This is a genomic window from Pseudomonas sp. RIT-PI-q, assembly GCF_001297125.1.
Lineage (GTDB): Bacteria > Pseudomonadota > Gammaproteobacteria > Pseudomonadales > Pseudomonadaceae > Aquipseudomonas.
In genome coordinates, this window is the sequence record NZ_LHPC01000021.1 from 320,663 (window position 1) to 346,030 (window position 25,368).

General features: G+C 60.3%; 19 protein-coding genes. 12 read left to right on the forward strand and 7 right to left on the reverse strand.

Features of this window, described 5'->3' with window-relative positions; genetic code table 11:
- Positions 1-161 precede the first annotated feature (161 nt).
- Positions 162-1,841, reverse strand: a complete 1,680-nt coding sequence (gene leuA / locus AEQ67_RS08320) for a 2-isopropylmalate synthase (RefSeq protein ID WP_059403394.1) — start codon at positions 1,839-1,841, stop codon at positions 162-164.
- 396 nt (positions 1,842-2,237) lie between these two features.
- Here leuA and AEQ67_RS08325 point away from each other — a divergent pair, with 396 nt between their 5' ends.
- Positions 2,238-2,594, forward strand: coding sequence for a hypothetical protein (locus tag AEQ67_RS08325; protein WP_059403395.1), 357 nt, complete (start codon positions 2,238-2,240; stop codon positions 2,592-2,594).
- Positions 2,595-2,704: 110 nt separating this feature from the next.
- Here the strand turns inward: AEQ67_RS08325 and AEQ67_RS08330 are convergent, their stop codons facing one another.
- Positions 2,705-3,526, reverse strand: coding sequence for a M23 family metallopeptidase (locus tag AEQ67_RS08330; RefSeq protein WP_059403396.1), 822 nt, complete (start codon positions 3,524-3,526; stop codon positions 2,705-2,707).
- A gap of 3 nt (positions 3,527-3,529) precedes the next feature.
- Positions 3,530-4,909 (reverse strand): exodeoxyribonuclease VII large subunit, encoded by a 1,380-nt coding sequence (gene xseA, locus AEQ67_RS08335; RefSeq protein ID WP_059403421.1) that lies wholly within the window; start codon positions 4,907-4,909, stop codon positions 3,530-3,532.
- 145 nt (positions 4,910-5,054) lie between these two features.
- Between xseA and AEQ67_RS08340 the strand changes: the two genes are divergently transcribed.
- Positions 5,055-5,822 carry a sulfite exporter TauE/SafE family protein gene (locus AEQ67_RS08340; RefSeq protein ID WP_059403397.1) on the forward strand — a complete coding sequence of 256 codons (768 nt, stop codon included), beginning with the start codon at positions 5,055-5,057 and terminating at the stop codon, positions 5,820-5,822.
- A gap of 156 nt (positions 5,823-5,978) precedes the next feature.
- On the opposite strand, the gene AEQ67_RS08345 is transcribed toward AEQ67_RS08340, so the two are convergent.
- From AEQ67_RS08345 to AEQ67_RS08355, 3 genes are all read right to left on the reverse strand, one after another.
- A complete protein-coding gene (locus tag AEQ67_RS08345; protein ID WP_059403398.1) occupies positions 5,979-6,368 on the reverse strand; it encodes a hypothetical protein in 390 nt (129 codons plus the stop codon).
- Positions 6,369-6,376: 8 nt separating this feature from the next.
- Entirely contained in the window at positions 6,377-6,805 is a 429-nt protein-coding gene (locus tag AEQ67_RS08350) for a DNA polymerase III subunit chi (protein ID WP_059403399.1), read from the reverse strand.
- A 61-nt stretch (positions 6,806-6,866) separates the two neighbouring features.
- Complete coding sequence (locus AEQ67_RS08355) at positions 6,867-8,357, reverse strand: leucyl aminopeptidase (protein ID WP_059403400.1); 1,491 nt, start codon at positions 8,355-8,357, stop codon at positions 6,867-6,869.
- Between the two features lie 830 nt (positions 8,358-9,187).
- On the opposite strand from AEQ67_RS08355, the gene lptF reads away from it, so the two are divergent.
- From lptF to pdxJ, 8 genes are all read left to right on the forward strand, one after another.
- Positions 9,188-10,306, forward strand: coding sequence for an LPS export ABC transporter permease LptF (lptF, locus tag AEQ67_RS08360; RefSeq protein WP_059403401.1), 1,119 nt, complete (start codon positions 9,188-9,190; stop codon positions 10,304-10,306).
- Complete coding sequence (gene lptG, locus AEQ67_RS08365; RefSeq protein WP_059403402.1) at positions 10,299-11,360, forward strand: LPS export ABC transporter permease LptG; 1,062 nt, start codon at positions 10,299-10,301, stop codon at positions 11,358-11,360. Before lptF ends, lptG begins: the two co-directional genes overlap by 8 nt.
- Before the next feature lie 171 nt (positions 11,361-11,531).
- Positions 11,532-13,331, forward strand: coding sequence for a translation elongation factor 4 (gene lepA / locus AEQ67_RS08370; protein WP_059403403.1), 1,800 nt, complete (start codon positions 11,532-11,534; stop codon positions 13,329-13,331).
- A 5-nt stretch (positions 13,332-13,336) separates the two neighbouring features.
- Positions 13,337-14,191, forward strand: a complete 855-nt coding sequence (lepB, locus tag AEQ67_RS08375; RefSeq protein WP_059403404.1) for a signal peptidase I — start codon at positions 13,337-13,339, stop codon at positions 14,189-14,191.
- A gap of 184 nt (positions 14,192-14,375) precedes the next feature.
- Positions 14,376-15,065 (forward strand): ribonuclease III, encoded by a 690-nt coding sequence (gene rnc / locus AEQ67_RS08380; RefSeq protein ID WP_059403405.1) that lies wholly within the window; start codon positions 14,376-14,378, stop codon positions 15,063-15,065.
- Positions 15,058-15,960 (forward strand): GTPase Era, encoded by a 903-nt coding sequence (gene era / locus AEQ67_RS08385; RefSeq protein ID WP_059403406.1) that lies wholly within the window; start codon positions 15,058-15,060, stop codon positions 15,958-15,960. The genes rnc and era overlap by 8 nt, the downstream gene beginning before the upstream one ends.
- A gap of 165 nt (positions 15,961-16,125) precedes the next feature.
- Positions 16,126-16,815 (forward strand): DNA repair protein RecO, encoded by a 690-nt coding sequence (recO, locus tag AEQ67_RS08390; protein ID WP_059403407.1) that lies wholly within the window; start codon positions 16,126-16,128, stop codon positions 16,813-16,815.
- A 47-nt stretch (positions 16,816-16,862) separates the two neighbouring features.
- Positions 16,863-17,609 (forward strand): pyridoxine 5'-phosphate synthase, encoded by a 747-nt coding sequence (gene pdxJ, locus AEQ67_RS08395; protein WP_059403408.1) that lies wholly within the window; start codon positions 16,863-16,865, stop codon positions 17,607-17,609.
- A 127-nt stretch (positions 17,610-17,736) separates the two neighbouring features.
- Here pdxJ and mltF read toward each other — a convergent pair whose 3' ends face one another.
- Positions 17,737-19,197: a membrane-bound lytic murein transglycosylase MltF gene (gene mltF / locus AEQ67_RS08400; protein ID WP_059403409.1), complete on the reverse strand. Its 1,461-nt coding sequence runs from the start codon at positions 19,195-19,197 to the stop codon at positions 17,737-17,739.
- Between the two features lie 274 nt (positions 19,198-19,471).
- Here mltF and purL point away from each other — a divergent pair, with 274 nt between their 5' ends.
- Together purL and cutA are read left to right on the forward strand one after the other, a co-directional pair.
- The gene (gene purL, locus AEQ67_RS08405; RefSeq protein ID WP_059403410.1) at positions 19,472-23,368 is read left to right on the forward strand and encodes a phosphoribosylformylglycinamidine synthase; all 3,897 of its coding nucleotides are present in this window, start codon (positions 19,472-19,474) and stop codon (positions 23,366-23,368) included.
- A gap of 5 nt (positions 23,369-23,373) precedes the next feature.
- A complete protein-coding gene (cutA, locus tag AEQ67_RS08410) occupies positions 23,374-23,685 on the forward strand; it encodes a Nif3-like dinuclear metal center hexameric protein (RefSeq protein ID WP_059403411.1) in 312 nt (103 codons plus the stop codon).
- Positions 23,686-25,368 lie beyond the last annotated feature (1,683 nt).

Here is a 25,368-nt window from a genome sequence, read left to right on the forward strand (position 1 = left end):
CTCCCACAGTGAGCTTTGGTGTGCACGAAATCTGTGTTCACAGCGGTCTACTGTGGGAGCGGGCTTGCCCGCGATGAGGCCGGTACAGTCAACACAAAACACTCAGACAAAAAAAGGCCCCAAGGTTCGCACCAAGGGGCCTTTGTCATTTCAGCGAAGGCTTACGCCGCTTTCGCTTCCGGCTGGCTCAGCGAGCGGTTCAGCGCGCTGAACAGTGCCTTGAAGCTGGCCGTGGTGATGTTTTCATCGATACCCACACCATGCACCGCACGTTCACCGTTCACGCGCAGTTCAATGTAGGCCGCAGCCTTGGCATTGGTGCCCGCGCCGATGGCGTGTTCGTTGTAGTCCATGATTTCCACCGGGATCGGCAGACCGGCCACCAGCGCTTCCAGGGCGCCGTTGCCCTTGCCACGCCAGTGCAGGTTGGTTTCGCCCTGGCCTTGGCCGGAGACTTCCACTTCCACGGCGCTGTGACCGTTTTCTTCCTGCAGGCGATGGCTGACCAGCGCGTACGGGGTGTTGGCCTGCAAATACTCGCTGTGAAGCAGCGCGTGGATCTGCTGGGCCGTCATCTCCAGGCCCAGGCGATCGGTTTCACGCTGCACGACCTGACTGAATTCGATCTGCATGCGACGCGGCAAGTTGATGCCGTATTCCTGTTCCAGCAGGTACGCGATACCGCCCTTGCCCGACTGGCTGTTGACGCGGATCACCGCCTCGTAGCTGCGGCCAATGTCGGCCGGGTCGATCGGCAAGTACGGCACTTCCCACAGGGCGTCCGGTTTCTGCTGGGCGAAGCCCTTGCGAATGGCGTCCTGGTGGGAGCCGGAGAACGCGGTGTGAACCAGGTCGCCGACGTACGGGTGACGTGGGTGCACCGGAAGCTGGTTGCACTCTTCGACGACTTTGCGCACGCCGTCGATGTCGGAGAAGTTCAGCTCAGGGTTTACGCCCTGGGTGTAGAGGTTCAACGCGACGGTCACCAGGTCGACGTTACCGGTGCGCTCGCCGTTGCCGAACAGGCAGCCTTCGACACGGTCCGCGCCGGCCATCAGGCCCAGCTCGGTGGCCGCAACGCCAGTGCCACGGTCGTTGTGGGTGTGCAGGCTGATGATCACACTGTCACGACGGTTGATGTGACGGCCGAACCATTCGATCTGGTCGGCATAGATGTTCGGGGTGGCGCATTCGACGGTAGCCGGCAGATTGAGGATCATCTTGTGCTCAGGCGTCGGGTTCCACACGTCGATCACGGCGTCGCAGACTTCCTTGGCGAACTCCAGTTCGGTGGCGCTGAAGGTTTCCGGCGAGTATTCGAAGGTCCACTCGGTGTCGGGCTGCTGGGCGGCGTATTTGACGAACAGCTTGGCCGCGCTCACGGCGATTTCCTTGATCCCGTCCTTGTCCTGGTTGAAGACAATGCGGCGGAAGGAAGGGGAGGTGGCGTTGTACAGGTGAACGATGGCTTTTTTCGCCCCGCGCAGGGATTCGAAGGTGCGCTCGATCAAATCTTCACGGCCCTGGGTCAGCACCTGAATAGTGGTGTCGTCCGGGATGTGATTGCCTTCGATCAGGGTGCGAACGAAGTCGAAGTCGGTTTGCGAAGCGGCCGGGAACGACGCTTCGATTTCTTTGACGCCCACCGACACCAGGGTTTTCCAGAAACGCAGCTTCTTCACCGCGTCCATTGGCTCGATCAGCGACTGGTTGCCGTCACGCAAGTCCGAACTGCACCAGATCGGTGCGGCGGTGATGGTCTTCGACGGCCAGGTGCGATCCGGGATATCAATGGTCGGGAACGCGCGGTATTTCGAAGACGGGTCTTTGAGCATGCTCATCGGGAAATCCTTATTGTGTGGGCCGAAAAAAGGCGGCCTGCCGGTGGATCAAATGTTAAGAGGATAAAGCGTGGGACGAGGCACCGCGATTCAGCCCGGCAGTCGTGCACTGACAAGGCACAGGCTGCGGTGCTGGCGAAGCTGAATGAGGGTGTGAGAGGTTTTCATGCCTTCAACCCTAACCGCGAGGGGGAAGGATGGCAAGCAGTCGAAAAAAATTGAGAGGAATCCTCGTAAAAGCGTAATTGCCGCGATTTTATTGTTGTGGATGACGCTGATTCTTTGGAAGTTTGCGCGAGGTTTGAACGATGCGCAATCGAAGGCTGCAGCTTATGGGCCGTGCCAGCCCAGCTATTCTTAAAGCCTCAACAGACGACTGGCAGTCAGGAGTCGGCAATGAACGAGTCGGATTGGAAACTTTATAGCGCGCTGCGCCCATTGGCCCATGAGCGGATGTGTATCCGTATCATGGAAGCGGTCGAGCGCACGGTGCTGGATAGAAGCCTGGCGCCGTATGAGCGGATAGAGGCCAGCGAAGAATTGCTCAAGGCTAGCCAAAAGGAGCTGTATTGGGCGTTTGGCGCTTTCAGGTTCTCACGAAATGAGGCCAGTTCGCACTTGCTTGGGTTGTGTGTGCGGGAATTGATCACGCCTGACGAATTGACCGGGTTTTCAGAGGAAACCCAGGGATGGATCAATCATTGCCTGGCGGATCGGGAGGTTCATGGGATTGAGGACCTTGACGCGGAATAGTTGGCGCCTGTTAGGCCGCCTTCGCGGGCAAGCCTCGATCCTACATACATCGAAGATCCATTGTAGGAGCGAGGCTTGCCCGCGAAGAGGCCGGTAGCCTCACCGCAGATTCAAGGCTGAAAGGCACCAATGAAAATCGCCGGATCCACCCGCGCATCATTCAAGCTGATATTCCAGTGCATATGCGGCCCGGTCGCCCGCCCGGTGGAACCGACTTTGCCAACCACCCCACCCCGAGCCATCTGCTGCCCAACCTGCACGTCAATCTTCGACATGTGGCAAAACATGCTGATAAACCCCTGGCCGTGGTCGACAAACACGGTGTTGCCATTGAAGAAGTAGTTGCCGATCAGAATCACCTTGCCGGCGGCCGGGGTCTTGATCGGTGTGCCAGCGCCCACGGCGAAATCCAGGCCGGAGTGGGGGTTACGTTCTTCACCGTTGAAGAAGCGGCGCACGCCGAACTTGCTCGACAGCGGCCCGTTCACCGGTTTGTCCAACAGCAGATTGCTCGGCGTATTCGGGCTGAACGTGCGGTAGGCAGCAATCTGCTCGGCCAGTTCGCGCTCGATGCGCTTGAGGTTTTCCGGGTCTGGATTGACCTGCTGCGTATTCTTCAGGGTGATGCGCTGTTCCGGGTATTTCTTATTGCCGACGGTGAAACTCAGATTACGCCCGCCGCTGCTGACCTGCTGTGTGCCTGGTTTAACCGTCAATGGCACGCCAACAATCGCCAGCCAATTGTTCTGTTCCTTGACCACCAATACCGGTTTGCCTTGATAGCTGGCTTTTGGCGCCTGGGCGGAGGTGCCCAGATCCACCACAGCCACGCCCCCCGGCACCGGTTTGTTCAACAGGCGGGTGATGTAACTGTCGGCGTGGGCGTTGAAGGTCAGGCACAGCAACAGCAGCGGAGCGAAAAAACGCGGCATGGATCAATCCAGTAAAGAAAGGGTGACGGGCGTCAGGTGATTGTCTTCGACCCGCACTTGCAGTTCGCCTTCACCAAGTCTGGCTTTCAGGCGTTGACCGGTGTGGGTCTGCGCGGCGTTGCGGATCGCGTTGCCGCGCTCGTCCAGCAGAATGCTGTAGCCACGGCCGAGCGTCGCCAAGGGGCTGACCACATGCAGCGTCTGCATCTGGCTTTGCAGTTGCAGGCGGCGGCCCTTGAGGCCTTCACGCATGGCGCGGGGCAGGCGTTCGGCGAGGCTGTCGAGGCGCTGGCGGAGCATCGCCAGTTGCCGGCCGGGGTGTTGCCCGGCGAGGCGGGTTTCCAGACGAATCAGGCGTTCGCGACGAGTGTTGAGGCTGCGTTCGAACGCGCGGCGCATGCGCATGTCCAGGTCATCCAGGCGCTGCGCTTGCTGGCGCAGGCGTTCGCCGGGATGGCGCAGACGTCGGGAGATGCCTTCCAGACGCAGGCGATCACGCATCAAACGGTCGCGCATGCGCATCACCAGCCGTCGATGCAGGCTTTCGACCCGCCGTACCAGGTCGCTGGAATCCGGCGCGAGCAATTCGGCGGCGGCGGAAGGCGTCGGGGCGCGGACGTCGGCCACGAAGTCGCTGATCGAGACATCGGTTTCATGGCCGACGGCGCTGACAATCGGCGTCACGCAGGCATCCACGGCCCGGGCCACGGCTTCTTCGTTGAAACACCAGAGGTCTTCCAGCGAACCGCCGCCACGGGCCAGGATCAGCGCATCGAAGCCACGGGCATCCGCCAGTTTCAGTGCGCGGACAATCTGCGCGGTGGCTTCGCGGCCCTGCACGGCCGTGGGGATCAGCGTCAGTTGGATCTGCGGCGCACGGGGGCGGAACACGCTGATGATGTCGCGGATCACCGCGCCGGTGGGCGAGCTGATGATGCCGATGCGTTGCGGGTGCGTCGGCAGCGGCACTTTACGTTCGGCACTGAACAGGCCTTCGGCGCTGAGCTTTTCTTTCAGGGCATCGAAGGCCAGACGCAGGGCGCCGTCGCCGGCCGGCTCCACGGTGTCGAGGATCAGTTGATAGTCGCCACGGCCCTCGAACAGCGAAACCTTGCCGCGCACCTTGACCGCCAGGCCGTCCTTCAACGCCTGACGAACCCGCGCCGCGTTCTGCCGGAACAGTGCGCAACGCACCTGGGCGCCGCTGTCCTTGAGGGTGAAATACACGTGGCCGGACGCCGGGCGGGCGAGGTTGGAGATTTCGCCTTCGACCCAGATGTTGCTGAACACGTCTTCCAGCAACACCCGCGCGCGGCCGTTGAGCTGGCTGACAGTCAGGACTTCACGGTCCAGGCCGAGTCTTGCAAAGGGATCTTTAATCATGGGGCGCATGATAAAGGCATTTTCCAACCGAATGCACGATCCCTTGTAGGAGCTGCCGAAGGCTGCGATCTTTTGATCTTAAAAAACAAAATCAAAAGATCGCAGCCTTCGGCAGCTCCTACAGTGATCATGGATTTCAAGGAGGATGAGCGTGCTTGAGTTGTTAAACCAATGGCCATTCGGGGCGGTGGGTTGGCTGGTGATCGGGTTGGGTATTGCCCTGGCCTACATCGTGTTTGGCATCGCCGGTTTCGGCACGGCGCTGGTGGCCGGGCCGATTCTGATTCTGTTCATGCCGCTGTCGAAGATCGTGCCGCTGCTGGTGCTGCTGGATTTCGTCGCGGCGTTTGGCAACCTGCTGCCCTCGCGGCGGGATGTGGCGAGGCCGGAACTGCTGCGGTTGCTGCCGTGCATGGCGGTGGGTTGCACGTTGGGGGTGATTTTTCTGCTGAACCTGAAATCCGATCTGTTGCTGCTGTTGATGGGGCTGTTTATCAGCACCTATGCGATTTACAGCCTGTGGGTCAAAACCCGTCCGACGCAATTATCGGCGGGTTGGGCAGTGCCGATGGGCACGGTGGGTGGGATGTTCGGGGCGTTGTTTGGCAGTGGCGGCTTTTTGTATGCGATTTATTTGAACAGTCGCTTGCCCAAGGACGCGGCTCGGGCGACGCAGAGTGCGCTGATCAGTTGCAGCACTGTGGTGCGGTTGAGCCTGTTTGCTATCGCGGGTGTTTATGCCGAGCTACCGCTGTTGATGCTGGCGCTGTGTTTGTTGCCGGCCATGGCGCTGGGGCTGTGGATCGGCCGGAGGTTGACCCTGCGCCTGTCCCGCGAAGCGTTCATGCGGTTGGTGACGTGGTTGGTGCTGGCGAGCGGGATCGCCTTGATCGGGCGCTATCTGAGCAGCTGAGCAAGCCACGCTCTTCGTAGGAGCCAGGCTTGCCGGCGAAGGCGTCCTTGAGATCGCCTTCCTGTAGGAGCGAGGCTTGCCCGCGAAGGCGATCTCGAGGACGCCTTCGCGGGCAAGCCTCGCTCCTACAAAAAGAAGTCCGCGTACACGCGAGGGTCAGTCGTTGTACTGGCTCAACAACCGTTCCAGACGCGCACTAAGGCGGCGTTTGATTTCGGTTTCGATGTGCGGGGCGAAGTCGTCGATCACGTCTTGCATGATCAATTGCGCGGCGGCGCGCAGTTCGCTGTCCAGGTGCAGCAAGTCGTCTGGACTTTTGCTGACGACCGGAGCCGGTTGGACGGCTGGGGCGGGCGGCGTGGGTTCGACGGTCTGCGGTGCAGCGGCGACCGTGTCGAACAACATCGGAATCTGTTCCTGATCACCGTCCTCGACCGTGTCGGTCAGCAGCGGTGGTTGCAGGTTGTCATCGCCGAGCAGTTGGCGGATCGACTCAAGGTCATCCAGCAGGTGCGCGGACTGTTGTTGCGGTTTTGGAGTGTCCATCGGAATGCTCAGAGTCGCTGTAATCGGTGATCTTGCAGAGGATAGCCCTGTTCGCGGTAGAAACGGAAACTCTCCCGCGCGGCCTGTCGAATCGTCGGGTCTTCCACCACCACTTCCGCCACGCGGGCGAAACGCTGGGCGAAAGCCGGGACTTTCAGGTCGAGGTTGACCAGCAGATCCTGATGCTGACCGCAGTCATCGCCAAGACCCAACACAATCAAACCGTCTGGTTCGCTTTCGGCGGGGCCATGGGGCACGAAGCTTTCGCCCTTGAACGCCCACAGACGCGCATCGAGATCCTCGCGCTGGGCGGCATCGCTGCAATGCAGGTAGATGCGATGGCCCATGCGCCAGGCTTTTTCGGTGAGCTTGCAGGCGAAATCCAGCCGCGCCGAAGGATCGGCGCTGGGCAGGATATAGAAGTCGACTTTGGTCATTGCGGTTCCTTGACCGTGGAGCGGCGCTGCCCGCAAGCAACGCCGCCCAGGGTCATCGGTGTCAGGCTTTGGCGCGGTCCAGCAGGTATTGGGTCAGCAGGGGAACCGGACGGCCAGTGGCGCCCTTGTCCTTGCCGCCGCTGGTCCAGGCCGTGCCGGCGATGTCCAGGTGCGCCCAATTGAGGTTCTTGGTGAAGCGCGACAGGAAGCAGGCCGCGGTGATGGTGCCGGCTTTCGGGCCGCCAATGTTGGCGATGTCGGCGAACGGGCTGTCCAGCTGTTCTTGATACTCATCGAACAGCGGCAGTTGCCAGGCGCGGTCGTCGGCGGACTGGCCGGCGCTCAGCAGTTGGCCGATCAGTTCGTCGTTGTTGCCCAGCAGGCCCGAGGTGTGGGCACCCAATGCAACCACGCAAGCACCGGTCAGGGTGGCGATGTCGATCACCGCTTGCGGCTTGAAGCGCTCGGAGTAGGTCAGGGCATCGCACAGCACCAGACGGCCTTCGGCGTCGGTGTTGAGGATTTCCACGGTCTGGCCGCTCATGGTGGTGACGATGTCGCCCGGGCGCGAAGCGTTGCCGCTCGGCATGTTCTCGGCGCAGGCGAGGATGCACACCAGGTTGATCGGCAGTTTCAGTTCGAGCACGGCACGCAGCGTACCGAAGACGCTGGCAGCGCCGCCCATGTCGTACTTCATTTCATCCATGCCGGCGCCCGGCTTCAGGCTGATGCCGCCGGTGTCGAACGTGATGCCTTTACCAACCAGTGCATACGGCTTCTCGGATTTCTTGCCGCCGTTGTATTGCATGACGATCAGGCGCGGTGGCTGGGCGCTGCCCTGGCCAACGGCGTAGAACGAGCCCATGCCCAGGTCCTTGATCTTCTTCTCATCGAGGACTTCGACTTTCAGGCTTTTGAATTCTTTGCCCAGGTCTTTTGCCTGTTCGCCGAGGAAGGTCGGGTGGCAGATGTTCGGCGGCAGGTTGCCCAGGTTGCGGGTGAATGCCATGCCGTTGGCGATCGCGGTGGCGTGGGCCACGGCGCGCTCGATTTCAGCCTGCGCCGCCTTGATGGTCACCAGGGTGACTTTCTTCAGGGCGCGAGGCTCGGCTTTCTGGCTCTTGAACTGGTCGAAGGTGTATTCGCCGTCCACCAGGGTTTCGGCCAGCAGGCGGGTCTTGCCGTAGCTGTCGCGGCCCTTGACCACGACTTCGTCCAGGGCCAGCACTGCATCGCTGCCGCCCAGGCCTTTCAGGGTGTTGAGAATGCCGGCAATGATTTTACGGAACGGGCGATCGCCCAGCTCTTCGTCCTTGCCCACGCCCACCAGCAGCACGCGTTCGGCCTTGAGGTTAGGCAGGCTGTGCAGCAACAGGCTCTGGCCGACCTTGCCGGCCAGGTCGCCGCGCTTGAGCACAGCGCTGATCGCGCCGCCGCTCAGTTCGTCGAGTTGTTTGGCGACGGCGCCGAGCTTGCGGCCTTCGCCGACGGCGACCACCAGAGTGGCGGTTTTCAACGTTTCTGGGCTAACGCTTTTTACAACCAGTTCCATGTCCGGGTCCCTGAATGATTGGGTCAACACGCAAGTGCTCGAGGAAATGTCTTCGAGCTTGCTTATAAATAGAAAGACGCAAGGCACGGCTTGCGACAAAGGCCGCAGTTTGAACCTCGCTACCGGCGCCTGACAACCCTCGGTTGTACGATCTTCAACGATTTGCCGGCACCTGTAGGAGCTGGCTCGCCAGCGAAGAACCCGAGAGCGCCGCTGGGTGTCAGGATTCCCTCGTTATCGTTGGCGACCTTCGCGAGCAAGCTCGCTCCTACAGGTTTGGCCGGCGCCTGTAGGAGCTGGCTTGCCAGCGAAAAGCCCGAGAGCGGCGTGGGGTGTCAGGATTTACTCGTTAGCGTTGACGACCTTCGCGAGCAAGCTCGCTCCTACAGGTTTGGCCGGCGCCTGTAGGAGCTGGCTTGCCAGCGAAAAACCCGAGAGCGCCGTGGGGTGTCAGGATTTACTCGTTAGCGTTGACGACCTTCGCGAGCAAGCTCGCTCCTACAGGGTTTGTCGGCGCCTGTAGGAGCTGGCTTGCCAGCGAAAAACCTGAGCGCGGCGCGGGGTGTCAGGATTTACTCGTTAGCGTTGACGACCTTCGCGAGCAAGCTCGCTCCTACAGAACACCGCAGGGTGTCTGACTTACCGCTTTATCGTCGACGACCCTCGCGAACAAGCTCGCCCCTACAGCCCTCATGCCAACGCATTGCGCAGTGACAGGCGCACCCAATCACAGGATAATGCGCCATCTTTTTCGGCGGCTCTGCCCTGCGGGCTGACTGATACGTTTGCTTGTTTGGCCGCCTTAGCCTGACAACCCTGGAGTGTCTGGTTTGATTGTCTTCCGTTATTTGTCCCGCGAAGTCCTGTTGACCTTGAGCGCCGTCAGCGCCGTGCTGCTGGTCATCATCATGAGCGGTCGCTTCATCAAATACCTCGCCCAGGCGGCTTCGGGTCTGCTGGATCCGGGCTCACTGTTTTTGATCATGGGCTTCCGTCTGCCGGGTTTCCTGCAGCTGATCCTGCCATTGGGGCTGTTCCTGGGGATTCTGCTGGCGTATGGCCGGCTGTACCTGGAAAGTGAAATGACTGTGCTGTCGGCTACCGGCATGAGTCAGCAACGCCTGTTTGCCATGACCCTGTTTCCGGCCACCCTGGTCGCATTGGTCGTGGCCTGGCTGAGCCTGAGCCTGGCGCCGCAAGGGGCCAATCAGTTCCAGTTGCTGCTGAACAAACAGGACGCGCTGACCGAGTTCGACACCCTTGAACCGGGCCGCTTCCAGGCGCTGCGTGACGGCACTCGGGTGACCTACACCGAGACGCTGTCGGATGATCGCATCAACCTCGGCGGTGTATTCATCTCGCAAAAGAACGTCAATTCAGACGATAAGGATCGCGGGATTTCCGTGCTGGTGGCTGAAAAGGGCCGTCAGGAAATCCGCCCCGACGGTAACCGCTACCTGATTCTCGACAACGGCTATCGCTACGACGGTAATCCGGGTCAGGCCGACTACCGGGCGATCAAGTACGACGAGTACGGCGTATTACTGCCTAAACCGGACGTCAGCGACGAAGTCACTGATCGTGATGCCTTGACGACCCGTTCCTTGCTGGACAATGACGACATCCGCTCGAACGCCGAATTGCAGTGGCGCCTGTCCCTGCCATTGCTGGTGTTCATCGTGACCCTGATGGCGGTGCCGCTGTCGCGGGTCAATCCGCGTCAAGGCCGTTTCCTCAAGCTGCTGCCGGCGATTCTTCTTTATATGGCTTACCTGAGCATCCTGATTGCCGCTCGCGGCGCCCTCGAAAAGGGCAAGATACCGCCCGCGCTGGGTTTGTGGTGGGTGCACGCGATCTTCCTGGTCATTGGCCTGGGCTTGCTCTATTGGGAGCCTTTGCAGTTGAAACGAGCGAGTCGCCGCAGCGCGCTGGAGGTGGCCCGTGGTTAAGCTCGATCGCTACATCGGTAGCAGCGTATTCGTAGCGATCCTGGCGGTACTGGGGATCATTCTCGGTCTGGCGACGCTGTTTGCCTTCATCGACGAGATGAGCGAAGTCAGCGACACCTACACCCTGGTCGATGTGCTGAGCTACGTCCTGCTGACCGCGCCGCGTCGTCTTTACGATATGTTGCCGATGGCGGCGCTGATCGGTTGCCTGATCGGCCTCGGCAGCCTGGCCAGCCACAGCGAGCTGACCATCATGCGGGCTGCGGGTGTGTCGATCGGGCGAATCGTCTGGGCGGTCATGAAGCCGATGCTGGTGCTGATGGTGGTGGGGGTTCTCATCGGCGAGTACATCGCGCCGGCGACAGAAGTCACGGCTCAGGCCAATCGCTCACTGGCTCAGGGCAGCGGCGATGCGCAAAGCGCCAAGCACGGCCTGTGGCACCGTCAGGGTGACGAGTTCATCCACGTCAACTCCGTGCAGCCCAACGGTTTGCTGTATGGCGTCACCCGCTATCGCTTCGACGATCAACGCCACATGCTGTCTTCGAGCTTCGCCAAGCGCGCGGAATTCGACAAGGATCACTGGCAGCTAAGCGACGTCACGACCACGCTGTTCCACGAAAAAAGGACGGAAGTGGTCACCGCACCGGTCGAGCGCTGGAACGTGGCGCTGAGCCCGCAATTGCTCAGTACCGTGGTGATGTCGCCGGATTCGCTGTCGATTAGCGGTCTGTGGGGCTACATCCACTACCTGGCTGACCAGGGGCTGAGCAATGGCCGCTACTGGCTGGCGTTTTGGGTCAAGGTATTGCAGCCGTTGGTCACTGCGGCCTTGGTACTGATGGCGATCTCGTTCATTTTCGGTCCGCTGCGCTCGGTCACCCTCGGTCAGCGGGTATTCACCGGTGTGCTGGTGGGCTTCACCTTCCGTATCGTCCAGGATCTGCTGGGGCCTTCGAGCCTGGTGTTCGGCTTCCCGCCGCTGGTGGCGGTGCTGTTGCCGGCCAGTGTGTGTGCCTTGGCCGGGCTCTGGATGTTGCGCCGCGCCGGTTGATCCCGGGTATTTTCTGGCCTGGCTGATGAGCAAAAACGCCCCTGTCGCAAGACCGGGGCGTTTTTGTACGCACCGTCTGACCTGCGAACGTGACGCTTGCGCCGTGGATCAGGTACAATTCCCGGCTATTTTTCGGCGGGCTATGCCTGCAGCCTTTTTGAGTGTTGATCCGTGAGTGATTTGAGTCATATCCGCAATTTCTCCATCATCGCCCACATTGACCATGGCAAGTCGACGCTGGCCGATCGCTTCATCCAGATGTGCGGCGGCCTTGCCGAGCGCGAAATGGAAGCCCAGGTGCTGGACTCCATGGACCTGGAACGTGAACGCGGGATCACCATCAAGGCCCACAGCGTCACCCTGTATTACACCGCCAAAGACGGCATCAAATACCAGCTGAACTTCATTGACACCCCGGGCCACGTTGACTTCACCTATGAAGTCAGCCGGTCGCTGGCGGCCTGTGAAGGTGCGTTGCTGGTGGTCGATGCCGGTCAGGGCGTTGAAGCGCAGTCGGTTGCCAACTGCTACACGGCGATCGAGCAGGGCCTGGAAGTCATGCCGGTCCTGAACAAGATCGACCTGCCACAGGCCGATCCGGACCGCGTCAAAGAAGAAATCGAGAAAATCATCGGCATCGATGCCACCGATGCGGTCGAGTGCAGCGCCAAGACTGGCCTGGGCGTCGACGAGGTGCTCGAGCGTCTGGTCAAGACCATTCCTGCGCCGACCGGCAACTACGAAGATCCGCTGCAAGCGTTGATCATCGACTCCTGGTTCGACAACTACCTGGGCGTTGTCTCCCTGGTACGTGTACGTCACGGTCGTGTGAAGAAGGGCGACAAGATCCTGGTCAAGTCCACCGGCAAGATCCACCTGGTGGACAGCGTCGGTGTCTTCAACCCGAAACACACTGCTACCGTTGATCTGAAGGCCGGCGAAGTAGGCTTCATCATCGCCGGTATCAAGGACATCCACGGTGCGCCGGTCGGTGACACCCTGACCTTGAGCTCCACCCCCGACGTTGACGTGCTGCCAGGCTTCAAACGCATCCAGCCACAGGTTTACGCCGGCCTGTTCCCGGTCAGCTCCGACGACTTCGAAGATTTCCGTGAAGCCCTGCAAAAGCTCACGCTCAACGATTCGTCCCTGCAGTACACCCCGGAAAGTTCCGACGCCCTGGGCTTCGGCTTCCGTTGCGGGTTCCTCGGCATGCTGCACATGGAAATCATCCAGGAGCGCCTGGAGCGCGAGTACGACCTGGACCTGATCACCACGGCGCCGACGGTAATTTTCGAGCTGTTGCTGAAAACCGGTGAAACGATTTACGTCGATAACCCGTCGAAGCTGCCGGACCTGTCCTCGATCGAAGACATGCGTGAACCGATCGTGCGGGCCAATATTCTTGTGCCGCAAGAGCACCTGGGCAACGTCATTACCCTGTGCATCGAGAAGCGTGGCGTGCAACACGACATGCTGTTCCTCGGTACTCAGGTCCAGGTGACCTACGATTTGCCGATGAACGAAGTGGTCCTGGACTTCTTCGACCGTCTGAAATCCACCAGCCGCGGCTATGCTTCGCTGGATTACCATTTCGATCGTTATCAATCGGCTAATCTGGTGAAACTGGATGTGCTGATCAACGGTGACAAGGTCGACGCCCTGGCGCTGATCGTGCACAAGGATAACGCGCACTACAAAGGTCGCCAGTTGACCGAGAAAATGAAAGAACTGATTCCGCGCCAGATGTTCGATGTCGCGATCCAGGCCGCCATTGGCGGGCAGATCATTGCGCGGACCTCCGTCAAGGCACTCAGAAAGAACGTATTGGCCAAATGCTACGGCGGTGACGTTAGCCGTAAGAAAAAACTGCTTGAAAAGCAAAAGGCCGGTAAGAAACGCATGAAGCAAGTCGGCAACGTGGAAATTCCACAGGAAGCCTTCCTTGCAGTGCTCAGGTTGGATAGTTAGGTCCTATGTCACTAAATTTCCCGCTGTTGCTGGTCATCGCCGTGTTCGTCTGCGGCCTGTTGGCGTTGCTCGATCTGGTTTTCCTGGCGCCGCGTCGGCGTGCCGCCATTGCCTCCTATCAGGGCAGCGTCAGCCAGCCTGACGGGTTGGTGGTCGAGAAACTGAACAAAGAGCCGCTGCTGGTCGAATACGGCAAGTCGTTCTTCCCGGTGTTGTTCATCGTGCTGGTCCTGCGTTCGTTCCTGGTGGAACCGTTCCAGATTCCGTCCGGCTCGATGAAACCGACCCTGGACGTTGGCGACTTCATTTTGGTGAATAAATTTTCTTACGGGATCCGCCTGCCGGTGATCGACAAGAAAGTCATCGAAGTCGGTGATCCGCAGCGCGGTGATGTGATGGTGTTCCGCTACCCGAGCGATCCGAACGTCAACTACATTAAACGTGTGGTCGGCCTGCCGGGTGACCAGATTCGTTACACCGCTGACAAGCGTCTGTTCGTCAATGGCGCGTCGATCGCCGAACAATTGGTCGGCTCCGAGCCGGGCACATTGGGCAGCGCCGAGCTCTACAAGGAAAAACTCGGCGTCGCCGAGCACCTGATCCGCAAGGAAATGAGCCGTTATCGGGCGTCGCCGGACCATACCTGGACCGTGCCTGCCGGGCACTACTTCATGATGGGCGACAACCGCGACAACTCGAACGACAGTCGCTACTGGGATGATCCGAGCATTCCCAAGGATCTGCTGGGCATGGTTCCCGACAAGAATATCGTCGGCAAGGCCTTCGCAGTCTGGATGAGCTGGCCGGAACCTAAACTCAGTCACCTGCCGAATTTCTCGCGGGTTGGCCTGATCAAGTAATCACACACGGCGCTGTTGAACACAGCGCCGAATGCATTTCTGGAGTCGGCACAATCGGCACCGGAAGCATGAAAACAATGATATTCAGGACGTAATTTTTGAACACAGCGTTAAGTGTCCCAAGCCTGCGCCGCATCACGGCGATGGCGGTGGAATCCAACCACGAACTCAGCGTGGGTAAACCGTGAGCGTCTCCTTAAGCCGTCTCGAGCGTCAGCTCGGCTACACCTTCAAGGATCAGGAACTGATGGTCCTGGCCCTGACTCACCGCAGCTTTGCCGGGCGTAACAACGAACGCCTGGAATTCCTCGGTGATGCCATCCTTAACTTCGTCGCCGGCGAGGCGCTGTTCGATCGCTTCCCGCTGGCACGCGAAGGCCAGCTGTCGCGTTTGCGCGCCCGCCTGGTGAAAGGTGAGACCCTGGCCGTGCTGGCCCGCGGTTTCGATCTGGGCGATTACTTGCGCCTGGGTTCCGGTGAGTTGAAAAGCGGCGGTTTCCGTCGCGAGTCGATTCTGGCCGATGCCCTCGAAGCGCTGATTGGTGCGATCTACCTGGACGCCGGCATGGACATGGCGCGCGAGCGCGTGCTGGCCTGGCTGGCCGGTGAGTTCGAAGGCCTGACGCTGGTCGACACCAACAAAGATCCGAAAACCCGCCTGCAAGAGTTTCTGCAGTCGCGGGGCTGTGAGCTGCCACGTTACGAAGTGGTGGATATCCAGGGTGAGCCGCATTGCCGGACGTTCTTCGTCGAATGTGAAATCACCTTACTGAATGAAAAAAGCCGAGGTCAGGGTGTGAGCCGTCGTATTGCCGAACAGGTAGCGGCCGCCGCAGCACTGATTGCCCTGGGCGTGGAGAATGGCCATGACTGATTCAACTGCAACTCGCTGTGGCTATGTCGCCATCGTTGGCCGTCCGAACGTGGGCAAGTCCACGCTGCTGAACCACATCCTCGGTCAGAAGCTGGCGATCACCTCGCGCAAGCCTCAGACCACTCGCCACAACATGCTGGGCATCAAGACCGAAGGCGCCGTTCAGGCGATCTACGTCGATACCCCGGGCATGCACAAGGGCGGCGAAAAGGCCCTGAACCGCTACATGAACAAGACCGCTTCGGCAGCGTTGAAAGACGTCGACGTGGTGATCTTCGTGGTGGACCGCACCAAGTGGACCGACGAAGACCAGATGGTCCTCGAACGCGTCCAGTACGTGACCGGCCCGCTGATCGTGGCGCTGAACAAGACCGACCGCATCGAAGACAAAGCCGAGCTGATGCCGCACCTGAGCTGGTTGCAGGAACAGCTGCCGAACGCGCAGATCATGCCGATCTCGGCCCAGCACGGGCACAACCTCGAAGCGCTGGAGCGGGTGATTGCCGGTTACCTGCCGGAAAACGATCACTTCTTCCCGGAAGACCAGATCACCGACCGCAGCAGCCGCTTCCTCGCCGCTGAACTGGTGCGCGAAAAAATCATGCGCCAGATGGGCGCCGAGCTGCCGTACCAGATCACCGTGGAAATCGAAGAGTTCAAGCAGCAGGGGAAAACCCTGCACATCCACGCGTTGATCCTCGTCGAACGTGACGGTCAGAAGAAAATCATCATTGGCGACAAGGGCGAGCGGATCAAACGCATCGGCACCGAGGCGCGCAAGGACATGGAGCTGCTGTTCGACTCCAAGATCATGCTCAACCTCTGGGTGAAAGTGAAAGGCGGCTGGTCCGACGACGAGCGCGCCTTGCGTTCGCTGGGTTACGGCGACTTGTAACCCCGATCTGCGCTACACCGTAGAACCCTGTGGGAGCGGGCTTGCCCGCGATGAGGATGTAACATTCAGCAGAGATGTCGAATGTGAATCCGCCATCGCGGGCAAGCCCGCTCCCACATTTGGTTTGTGTTGATTTCAAGACGGCATTCCTTCAGCGAGACTTCCATGTCCTCAGCTCCGCCTCCCGGCCAACTCGCCTACGTGCTCCACAGCCGCGCCTACCGCGAAAGCAGTGCGCTGGTGGATTTCCTCACGCCGCAAGGTCGGCTGCGGGCGGTGTTGCGCAGTGCGCGGGGCAAGGCCGGGACACTGGCGCGGCCGTTCGTGCCGCTGGAAGTCGAGTTTCGCGGTCGTGGTGAGTTGAAGAATGTCGGCCGCATGGAAAGTGCCGGCATTTCTACCTGGCTCAATGGTGAGGCGCTGTTCAGCGGTCTCTACCTCAATGAACTGCTGATTCGCCTGCTGCCCGCCGAAGATCCGCATCCTGGGGTCTTCGATCACTACGCCGCGACATTGCTGGCTCTGGCCGAAGGCCGTCCGCTGGAGCCGTTGCTGCGCTCCTTCGAATGGCGGTTGCTGGATGATTTGGGTTATGGCTTTGCCCTGACCACCGACATCCACGGCGAGCCCATTGCGTCAGACGGGCTTTACCGTTTGCAGGTGGATGCGGGGTTGGAGCGGGTTTACCTGCTGCAACCCGGTCTGTTCAACGGCACCGAACTGCTGGCCATGGCCGAAGCCGACTGGACCGCGCCCGGCGCGCTGTCCGCCGCCAAGCGTCTGATGCGCCAGGCGCTGGCCGTTCATCTGGGCGGTCGTCCTTTAGTCAGTCGCGAGTTGTTCCGAAAGCCGTAGTCTCCCCGTATGCTGTGCGCCGAATCTTTAAATTCAGGAGTGCTTCCGTGACCACCAGCAATCGCATTCTTCTTGGCGTGAACATCGACCACGTTGCCACCCTGCGTCAGGCCCGGGGCACTCGCTATCCCGATCCGGTCAAGGCAGCACTGGACGCGGAAGAGGCGGGCGCTGACGGCATCACCGTGCACCTGCGCGAAGACCGCCGGCACATTCAGGAGCGCGACGGGCTGCTGCCCCAGGGTGTGCTGCAGACCCGCATGAATTTTGGAATGGGCGTCACCGAAGAGATGATGGCGTTCGCCGGACGCCTCCGGCCGGCGCACATTTGCCTGGGGCCGGAAACCCGCCAGGAGCTGACCACCGAAGGCGGCCTGGACGTGGCGGGGCAGGGAGCGCGGCTCAAGGCAGCGGTTGATCGCTTGGCGAAAATCGGCTGTGAAGTATCGCTGTTCATCGATGCGGACGAGCGGCAGATTGCGGCGTCCAAGCGTGTCGGTGCGCCGGCGATCGAGTGGCACGCCGGCCGTTACGCAGACGCCGAGACGCCGACTGAAGTGGCGGAAGAACTCAAGCGCGTCGCCGATGGCGTGGCGTTTGGTCTGGCACAGGGCTTGATCGTCAATGCCGGCCACGGTCTGCACTATCACAACGTTGAAGCCGTGGCGGCGATCAAGGGCATCAACGAATTGAACATCGGCCATGCGCTGGTGGCCCATGCGTTGTTTGTCGGGTTCAAGTCGGCGGTGTCGGAGATGAAGGCACTGATTCTGGCTGCTGCTTTGAAAGGCTAGATCGGCGGCGCTGCCTTCGCGGGCAAGCCTCGCTCCTACAGGTCCGTGTTGAGCCTCAACGTTGTGTTCGACGCAGATCTGTAGGAGCGAGGCTTGCCCGCGAAAGCGTCCTCGAATCACCAAAAATCTAAAGCGGTGGGGTTTCCTGGTTCGGCTTGGTCTTGTCGACCCCCGGCACGTGCAGGTTGCCCTCGGCCACCTGATCGCCTTCCAGCTGCGGCTGCGTGACCCAGGTCAGGATGTCGTAGTAGCGACGGATGTTCGCCACAAAATGCACCGGCTCACCGCCCCGGGCGTAGCCATAGCGGGTTTTGCTGTACCACTGCTTCTGCGACAGGCGCGGCAGGATTTTCTTCACGTCCAGCCACTTGTCCGGGTTCAGCCCTTCCTTCGCCGCCAGTTTGCGCGCGTCATCCAGGTGACCGCTGCCGACGTTGTAGGCCGCCAGTGCAAACCAGGTGCGATCCGGCTCCTGAATCGACTCGTCCAACTGATCCTTCATGTAGGCCAGGTACTTGGCGCCGCCCATGATGCTTTGTTTCGGGTCGAGTCGATTGGACACGCCCATGGCCTGGGCGGTGTTCTGGGTCAGCATCATCAGCCCGCGCACGCCGGTCTTCGACGTGACGGCTGCTTGCCACAGGGATTCCTGATAACCGATCGCCGCCAGCAGGCGCCAGTCGACTTGCTCTTTCTTGGCGTACGCCTTGAAGTGCTGTTCGTACTTGGGCAGCCGTTGCTGCAAGTGCTGGGCGAAAGTGGTGGCGCCCATGTAGCCGAGTACATCGACGTGGCCGTAATAGCGGTCCTTCAGACGTTGCAGGGTGCCGTTTTTCTTGACCTTGTCGAGGTAACTGTTGATTTCATTGAGCAGGCTGTTGTCATCGCCTGCGGCCACGGCCCAGCTCTGGTTGCTGGCGTCACCGAGGTCGAAGGCGACGCGAATGTTGGTGAAGTACACCTGGTTCATCGCCACTTCATTGGAATCGACCAGCGTCAGGTCAATCTGGCCCTCATCCACCATCCGCAGCAAGTCGACGACTTCAACTGCGTCGGACTCTTCGTATTCAATGCCGGGAAATTTCTTTTTCAGCGCCGCCAACTGCTCGGCGTGGGTGCTGCCCTTGAGCACCATGATCTTCTTGCCGACCAGATCGCCCGCATCGGTCGGCCGCGATTGGCCGTTGCGGTAGATGATCTGTGGAGTGACTTCCAGGTACGAATGGGAAAACCGCACCTGCTTTTTGCGTTCCTCGCTGCTGACCAGACCGGCAGCAGCGATCACCGGCCCGTTGGGCTTGCCCACCTGATTGAACAGGTCGTCGAGGTTGTCGGCGGTTTCGATTTTGAGTTCGACCCCCAGATCGTCGGCGAAACGCTTCACCAGCTCGTATTCGAAGCCGGTTTCACCGTTGCGATCCTGAAAGTAGGTGGCGGGGCTGTTACGGGTAACCACCCGCAGCACGCCATCCTCCTTTACGCGCTCCAGCGTGTTGGGTTTATCAACACAGCCACTGAGCATCAGGAAGAGTCCGGTTGCGATCAGCCATTTGGCGTACCGCGGACGCAAAGCCGTTGGGGAAAACATCTGCGCAGTATACGCAAAGGACCACGAGCGCCATATCTCGACAGCGAAGGGCGGTTCTGCTAGAGAGCGAAAAACCCGGCCAGAGCCCGCAGGAATAGGCTTTCACCGCATTTTGTGACAGTAAAAATAACCCTCGACGGTTATCTGTTTAAGGCGCAAATACCCGGCCCGACGTCCGGGTGCAGCCGCCCGTACCGTTTCGGGTGATGTCGCGGGCTGTTTAGGCTAGAATGCACGGCCTCAAAGCACACCCCTTCCCGAGGCTGTCCCGAAGATGTTGATCCTGCGCGGCGCTCCTGCCCTTTCTGCCTTTCGCCACAGCAAACTCCTTGAGCAACTGAGCCAGAAGGTCCCGGCTGTCAGCGGCTTGTATGCTGAATTCGCTCACTTCGCCGAAGTCACCGGCGTCCTGACCGGCGACGAACAGCAGGTGCTCGCGCGCCTTCTGAAGTACGGCCCAAGTGTCCCGGTGCAAGAACCGACCGGTCGTCTGTTCCTCGTGTTGCCGCGTTTTGGCACCATCTCGCCGTGGTCCAGTAAAGCGAGCGACATTGCCCGCAACTGCGGCCTGGGCAAGATCCAGCGCCTGGAGCGCGGCATCGCGTTCTACGTGGCCGGCCAATTCAGCGACGCCGAAGCGCAGCTGATCGAAGGTGCCTTGCACGACCGCATGACCCAGATCGTCCTTGCCAACCTTGAACAAGCCGCCGGCCTGTTCAGCCACGCCGAGCCGAAACCGCTGACCGCGATCGACGTGCTGGGTGGCGGCCGCGCCGCGCTGGAAAAAGCCAACACCGAGCTGGGCCTGGCCCTGGCCGAAGACGAGATCGACTACCTGGTCGCCGCCTTCGTTGGCTTGAAGCGCAACCCGCACGACATCGAACTGATGATGTTCGCCCAGGCGAACTCCGAGCACTGCCGTCACAAGATCTTCAACGCCAGTTGGGATATCGACGGTCAGAGCCAGGAAAAAAGCCTGTTCGGCATGATCAAGAACACCTACCAGATGCACAGCGAAGGCGTTCTGTCGGCTTATAAGGACAACGCTTCGGTGATCGTCGGTAACGTCGCCGGCCGTTTCTTCCCGGACCCTGAAACCCGCCAGTACGGCGCGGTGCAGGAACCGGTGCACATTTTGATGAAAGTCGAAACGCACAACCACCCGACCGCGATTGCCCCGTTCCCGGGCGCATCCACCGGTTCCGGTGGCGAGATCCGCGACGAAGGCGCGACCGGTCGTGGTGCCAAGCCCAAGGCTGGCCTGACCGGTTTCACCGTATCCAACCTGCAAATCCCGGGCTTTGAACAGCCGTGGGAAGTGCCGTACGGCAAACCGGAGCGCATCGTTACCGCGCTGGACATCATGATTGAAGGCCCGCTGGGTGGCGCCGCGTTCAACAACGAATTCGGTCGTCCAGCCCTGACCGGTTACTTCCGTACCTTCGAACAGTCGATCACCACCCCGCGTGGCGACGAAGTTCGTGGTTACCACAAGCCGATCATGCTGGCCGGTGGCATGGGTAACATCCGTGCAGAACACGTACAGAAAGGCGAGATCACCGTCGGCTCCAAGCTGATCGTGCTCGGCGGCCCGGCGATGCTTATCGGCCTGGGTGGCGGCGCCGCTTCCTCCATGGCCACCGGCACCAGCTCGGCTGACCTGGACTTCGCCTCGGTACAGCGCGAAAACCCTGAGATGGAACGCCGCTGCCAGGAAGTCATCGACCGTTGCTGGCAACTGGGTGACAAAAACCCGATCAGCTTCATCCACGACGTCGGCGCGGGCGGTCTGTCCAACGCCTTCCCGGAACTGGTCAACGATGGCAACCGTGGCGGTCGCTTCGAACTGCGCAACATTCCAAACGACGAGCCGGGCATGGCCCCGCACGAAATCTGGAGTAACGAATCCCAGGAACGCTACGTTCTGGCGGTCGGCCCGGCGGACTTCGAACGCTTCCAGGCGATCTGCGAACGTGAGCGTTGCCCGTTTGCCGTGGTCGGCGAAGCCACTGCCGAGCCGCAACTGACGGTCACCGACAGCCACTTCGGCAACAGCCCGGTGGACATGCCACTCGAAGTGCTGCTGGGCAAAGCCCCGCGCATGCACCGTTCGGCCGTTCGTGAAAACGAACTGGGCGACGATTTCGATCCGTCGACGCTGGACATTGCCGACTGCGTTGAACGCGTCCTGCATCACCCGGCCGTTGCGAGCAAAAGCTTCCTGATCACCATCGGCGACCGCACCATCACCGGCCTCGTGGCCCGTGACCAAATGGTCGGCCCGTGGCAAGTTCCGGTGGCCGACGTTGCCGTCACCGCCACCAGCTTCGACGTCTACACCGGTGAAGCCATGGCCATGGGCGAGCGTACTCCGCTGGCACTGCTGGACGCTCCGGCGTCGGGCCGCATGGCCATCGGCGAAACCCTGACCAACATCGCCGCTTCGCGCATCAACAAGATCTCCGACATCAAACTGTCGGCGAACTGGATGTCGGCGGCCGGTCACCCGGGTGAAGACGCGCGTCTGTACGACACCGTGAAAGCGGTCGGCATGGAATTGTGCCCGGACCTGGGCATCACCATTCCAGTGGGCAAGGACTCGATGTCCATGGCCACGCGCTGGAACGACAATGGCGAAGACAAGACTGTCACCTCGCCGATGTCGCTGATCGTGACCGGTTTCGCGCCTGTGGCTGACATCCGTCAGACCCTGACGCCGGAACTGCGCATGGACAAAGGCACCACCGACCTGATCCTGATCGACCTGGGCCGTGGCCAGAACCGCATGGGCGCCTCGATCCTGGCCCAGGTTCACGGCAAGCTTGGCTCGCAAGCACCGGACGTCGATGATGCCGAAGACCTGAAAGCCTTCTTCGCGGTGATCCAGGGCCTCAACGCCGACGGTCACTTGCTGGCTTACCACGACCGTTCCGACGGTGGTCTGCTGACCAGCGTTGTCGAAATGGCCTTCGCCGGTCATTGCGGCCTGAGCCTGAACCTCGACGGCCTGGCAGAAACCTCCGCCGACATCGCCGCGATCCTGTTCAACGAAGAACTGGGCGCGGTGATCCAGGTTCGCCAGGACGCGACCCCGGACATCCTCGCGCAGTTCAGCGCTGCCGGTTTGGGCGAGTGCGTGTCGGTGATCGGTCAGCCGATGAACAACGGCCAGATCAACATCACCTTCAACGGCGAAACCGTGTTCGAAGGTCAGCGTCGTCTGCTGCAACGTACCTGGGCTGAAACCAGCTACCAGATCCAGCGTCTGCGTGATAACGCCGACTGCGCCGAGCAAGAGTTCGACGTGCTGCTGGAAGAAGACAACCCGGGCCTGAGCGTCAAGCTGAGCTACGACGTCAACCAGGACGTCGCCGCGCCTTACATCAAGAAAGGCATCCGCCCACAGGTTGCCGTGCTGCGTGAGCAGGGCGTCAACGGTCAGGTGGAAATGGCGGCCGCGTTCGACCGCGCCGGTTTCAACGCGATCGACGTGCACATGAGCGACATTCTGGCCGGCCGTGTCGACCTGAACGAGTTCAAAGGTCTGGTGGCGTGCGGCGGTTTCTCCTACGGCGACGTGCTGGGTGCCGGCGAAGGCTGGGCCAAGTCCGCGCTGTTTAACAGCCGCGCTCGCGATGCGTTCCAGGGCTTCTTCGAACGTAACGACAGCTTCACCCTCGGTGTGTGCAACGGTTGCCAGATGATGTCCAACCTGCACGAACTGATCCCGGGCAGCGAGTTCTGGCCGCACTTCGTGCGTAACCGTTCCGAGCAGTTCGAAGCCCGTGTGGCGATGGTTCAGGTTCAGGAGTCGAACTCGATCTTCCTGCAAGGCATGGCTGGTTCGCGCATGCCGATCGCCATTGCTCATGGTGAAGGTCATGCCGAGTTCGCCAGTGAAGAAGCGTTGCTGGAAGCGGATCTGTCGGGTTGTGTGGCGATGCGTTTCGTCGACAACCATGGCAAGGTCACCGAAAGCTACCCGGCCAACCCGAACGGCTCGCCGCGCGGGATCACCGGTTTGACCAGCCGCGACGGTCGCGGGGCGATCATGATGCCGCCCCCGGAGCGGGGGTTCCGCGCGGTACAGAACTCGTGGCGTTCGGAAGACTGGAACGAAGACGCACCTTGGATGCGTATGTTCCGTAATGCTCGCGTCTGGGTGAACTAAGGGCCGTGTATAAGCTCAGTTTTTTTGTTCCGGCCAGTCATGTCGAGGTGGTCAAGGGTGCTGTGTTCGCTGCCGGTGGTGGGCGGATCGGGGCTTATGATCACTGTGCATGGCAGGTGTTGGGCCTGGGTCAGTTTCGTCCACTGGAGGGCAGTCAGCCGTTTATTGGTCAGGCGGGGCAGGTCGAGCAGGTTGAGGAATGGAAGGTTGAGCTTGTGGTGGCGGATGAGTTGATTCGCTCGGTGGTGGAGGCTTTGAAACAGAATCATCCTTACGAGACGCCTGCTTACGAGGTTTGGCGGTTGGAGGATTTCTGATCCACTTGCCGCTGTAATAAGAAACCCGCTGATTCGTCAGCGGGTTTTTTATTGCGCGAGATTTGACCCAACCCCCCCTGTAGGAGCTGGCTTGCCAGCGAAGGCGGCCTTATAGCCGACCAATCTGTCGCGTGTGTACACAATCCAAATGTGGGAGCTGGCTTGCCTGCGATGGCGGCCTGGTAGCCGACCAATCTCTCGCAGGTGTACATATCCATTCCTGCGGTAACGGCAGCTTTCGGTTTCGCCCTTACGGCGAGTCCCTTTTGTCAAACGCCACAAAAGGAACCAAAAAGTCTTGCCCCAGCGTCCGGCCCCTCGCTAAGGCTCGGCGTTCCTTCGCTCCGGTATTCATCGGGGCGCATCGCCTTCGGTCTGCTTCGCGACGACCTCCTCTCGATGTGTTCGGCTGCGCCGAACGGCGCTACGCGCCTGCCCCCCAGATGAACACCTCCACTCAGCCTGCCGAAGGGGCGGGGGGATCAAGATCAAAAGCTGAAGGCGAGCTAACGCTCGACCTCTGTAGGAGCTGGCTTGCCAGCGAAGGTTTTGAATGCGCCACGTTTACCTGTTGAAACGCGTCATCGTTAACGACCTTCGCTGGCAAGCCAGCTCCTACAGGGGATTGGTGGGCGAAATGAATAAGAGGCCGCACACGCTCAAGGTAGGAGCTGGCTTGCCAGCGAAGATTCCGAATACGCCACGTTTACCCTGTTGAAACGCGTCATCGTTAACGTCCTTCGTGGCAAGCCAGCTCCTACAGGGGATTGGTGGGCGAAATGAATAAGAGGCCGCACACGGTCAAGGTAGGAGCTGGCTTGCCAGCGAAGATCCCGAATACGCCACGTTTATCCTGTTGGAACGCGTCATCGTTAACGTCCTTCGCTGGCAAGCCAGCTCCTACAGGGGATTGGTGGGCGAAATGAATAAGAGGCCGCACACGGTCAAGGTAGGAGCTGGCTTGCCAGCGAAGATTCCGAATACGCCACGTTTACCCTGTTGAAACGCGTCATCGTTAACGTCCTTCGCTGGCAAGCCAGCTCCTACAGGGGATTGGTGGGCGAAAGGAATAAGAGGCCGCACACGCTCAAGGTAGGAGCTGGCTTGCCAGCGAAGGTTTTGAATGCGCCACGTTTACCTGTTGAAACGCGTCATCGTTAACGACCTTCGCTGGCAAGCCAGCTCCTACAGGGGATTGGTGGGTGAAAGGAATAAGAGGCCGCACACGCTCAAGGTAGGAGCTGGCTTGCCAGCGAAGATTCCGAATACGCCACGTTTACCCTGTTGAAACGCGTCATCGTTAACGTCCTTCGCTGGCAAGCCAGCTCCTACAGGGGATTGGTGGGCGAAATGAATAAGAGGCCGCACACGGTCAAGGTAGGAGCTGGCTTGCCAGCGAAGATCCCGAATACGCCACGTTTATCCTGTTGGAACGCGTCATCGTTAACGACCTTCGCTGGCGAGCCAGCTCCTACAGGGGATTGGTGGGTGAAAGGAATAAGAGGCCGCACACGGTCAAGGTAGGAGCTGGCTTGCCAGCGAAGGTTTTGAATGCGCCACGTTTACCCTGTTGAAACGCGTCATCGTTAACGTCCTTCGCTGGCAAGCCAGCTCCTACAGGGGATTGGTGGGTGAAAGGAATAAGAGGCCGCACACGGTCAAGGTAGGCGCTGGCGAGCCATG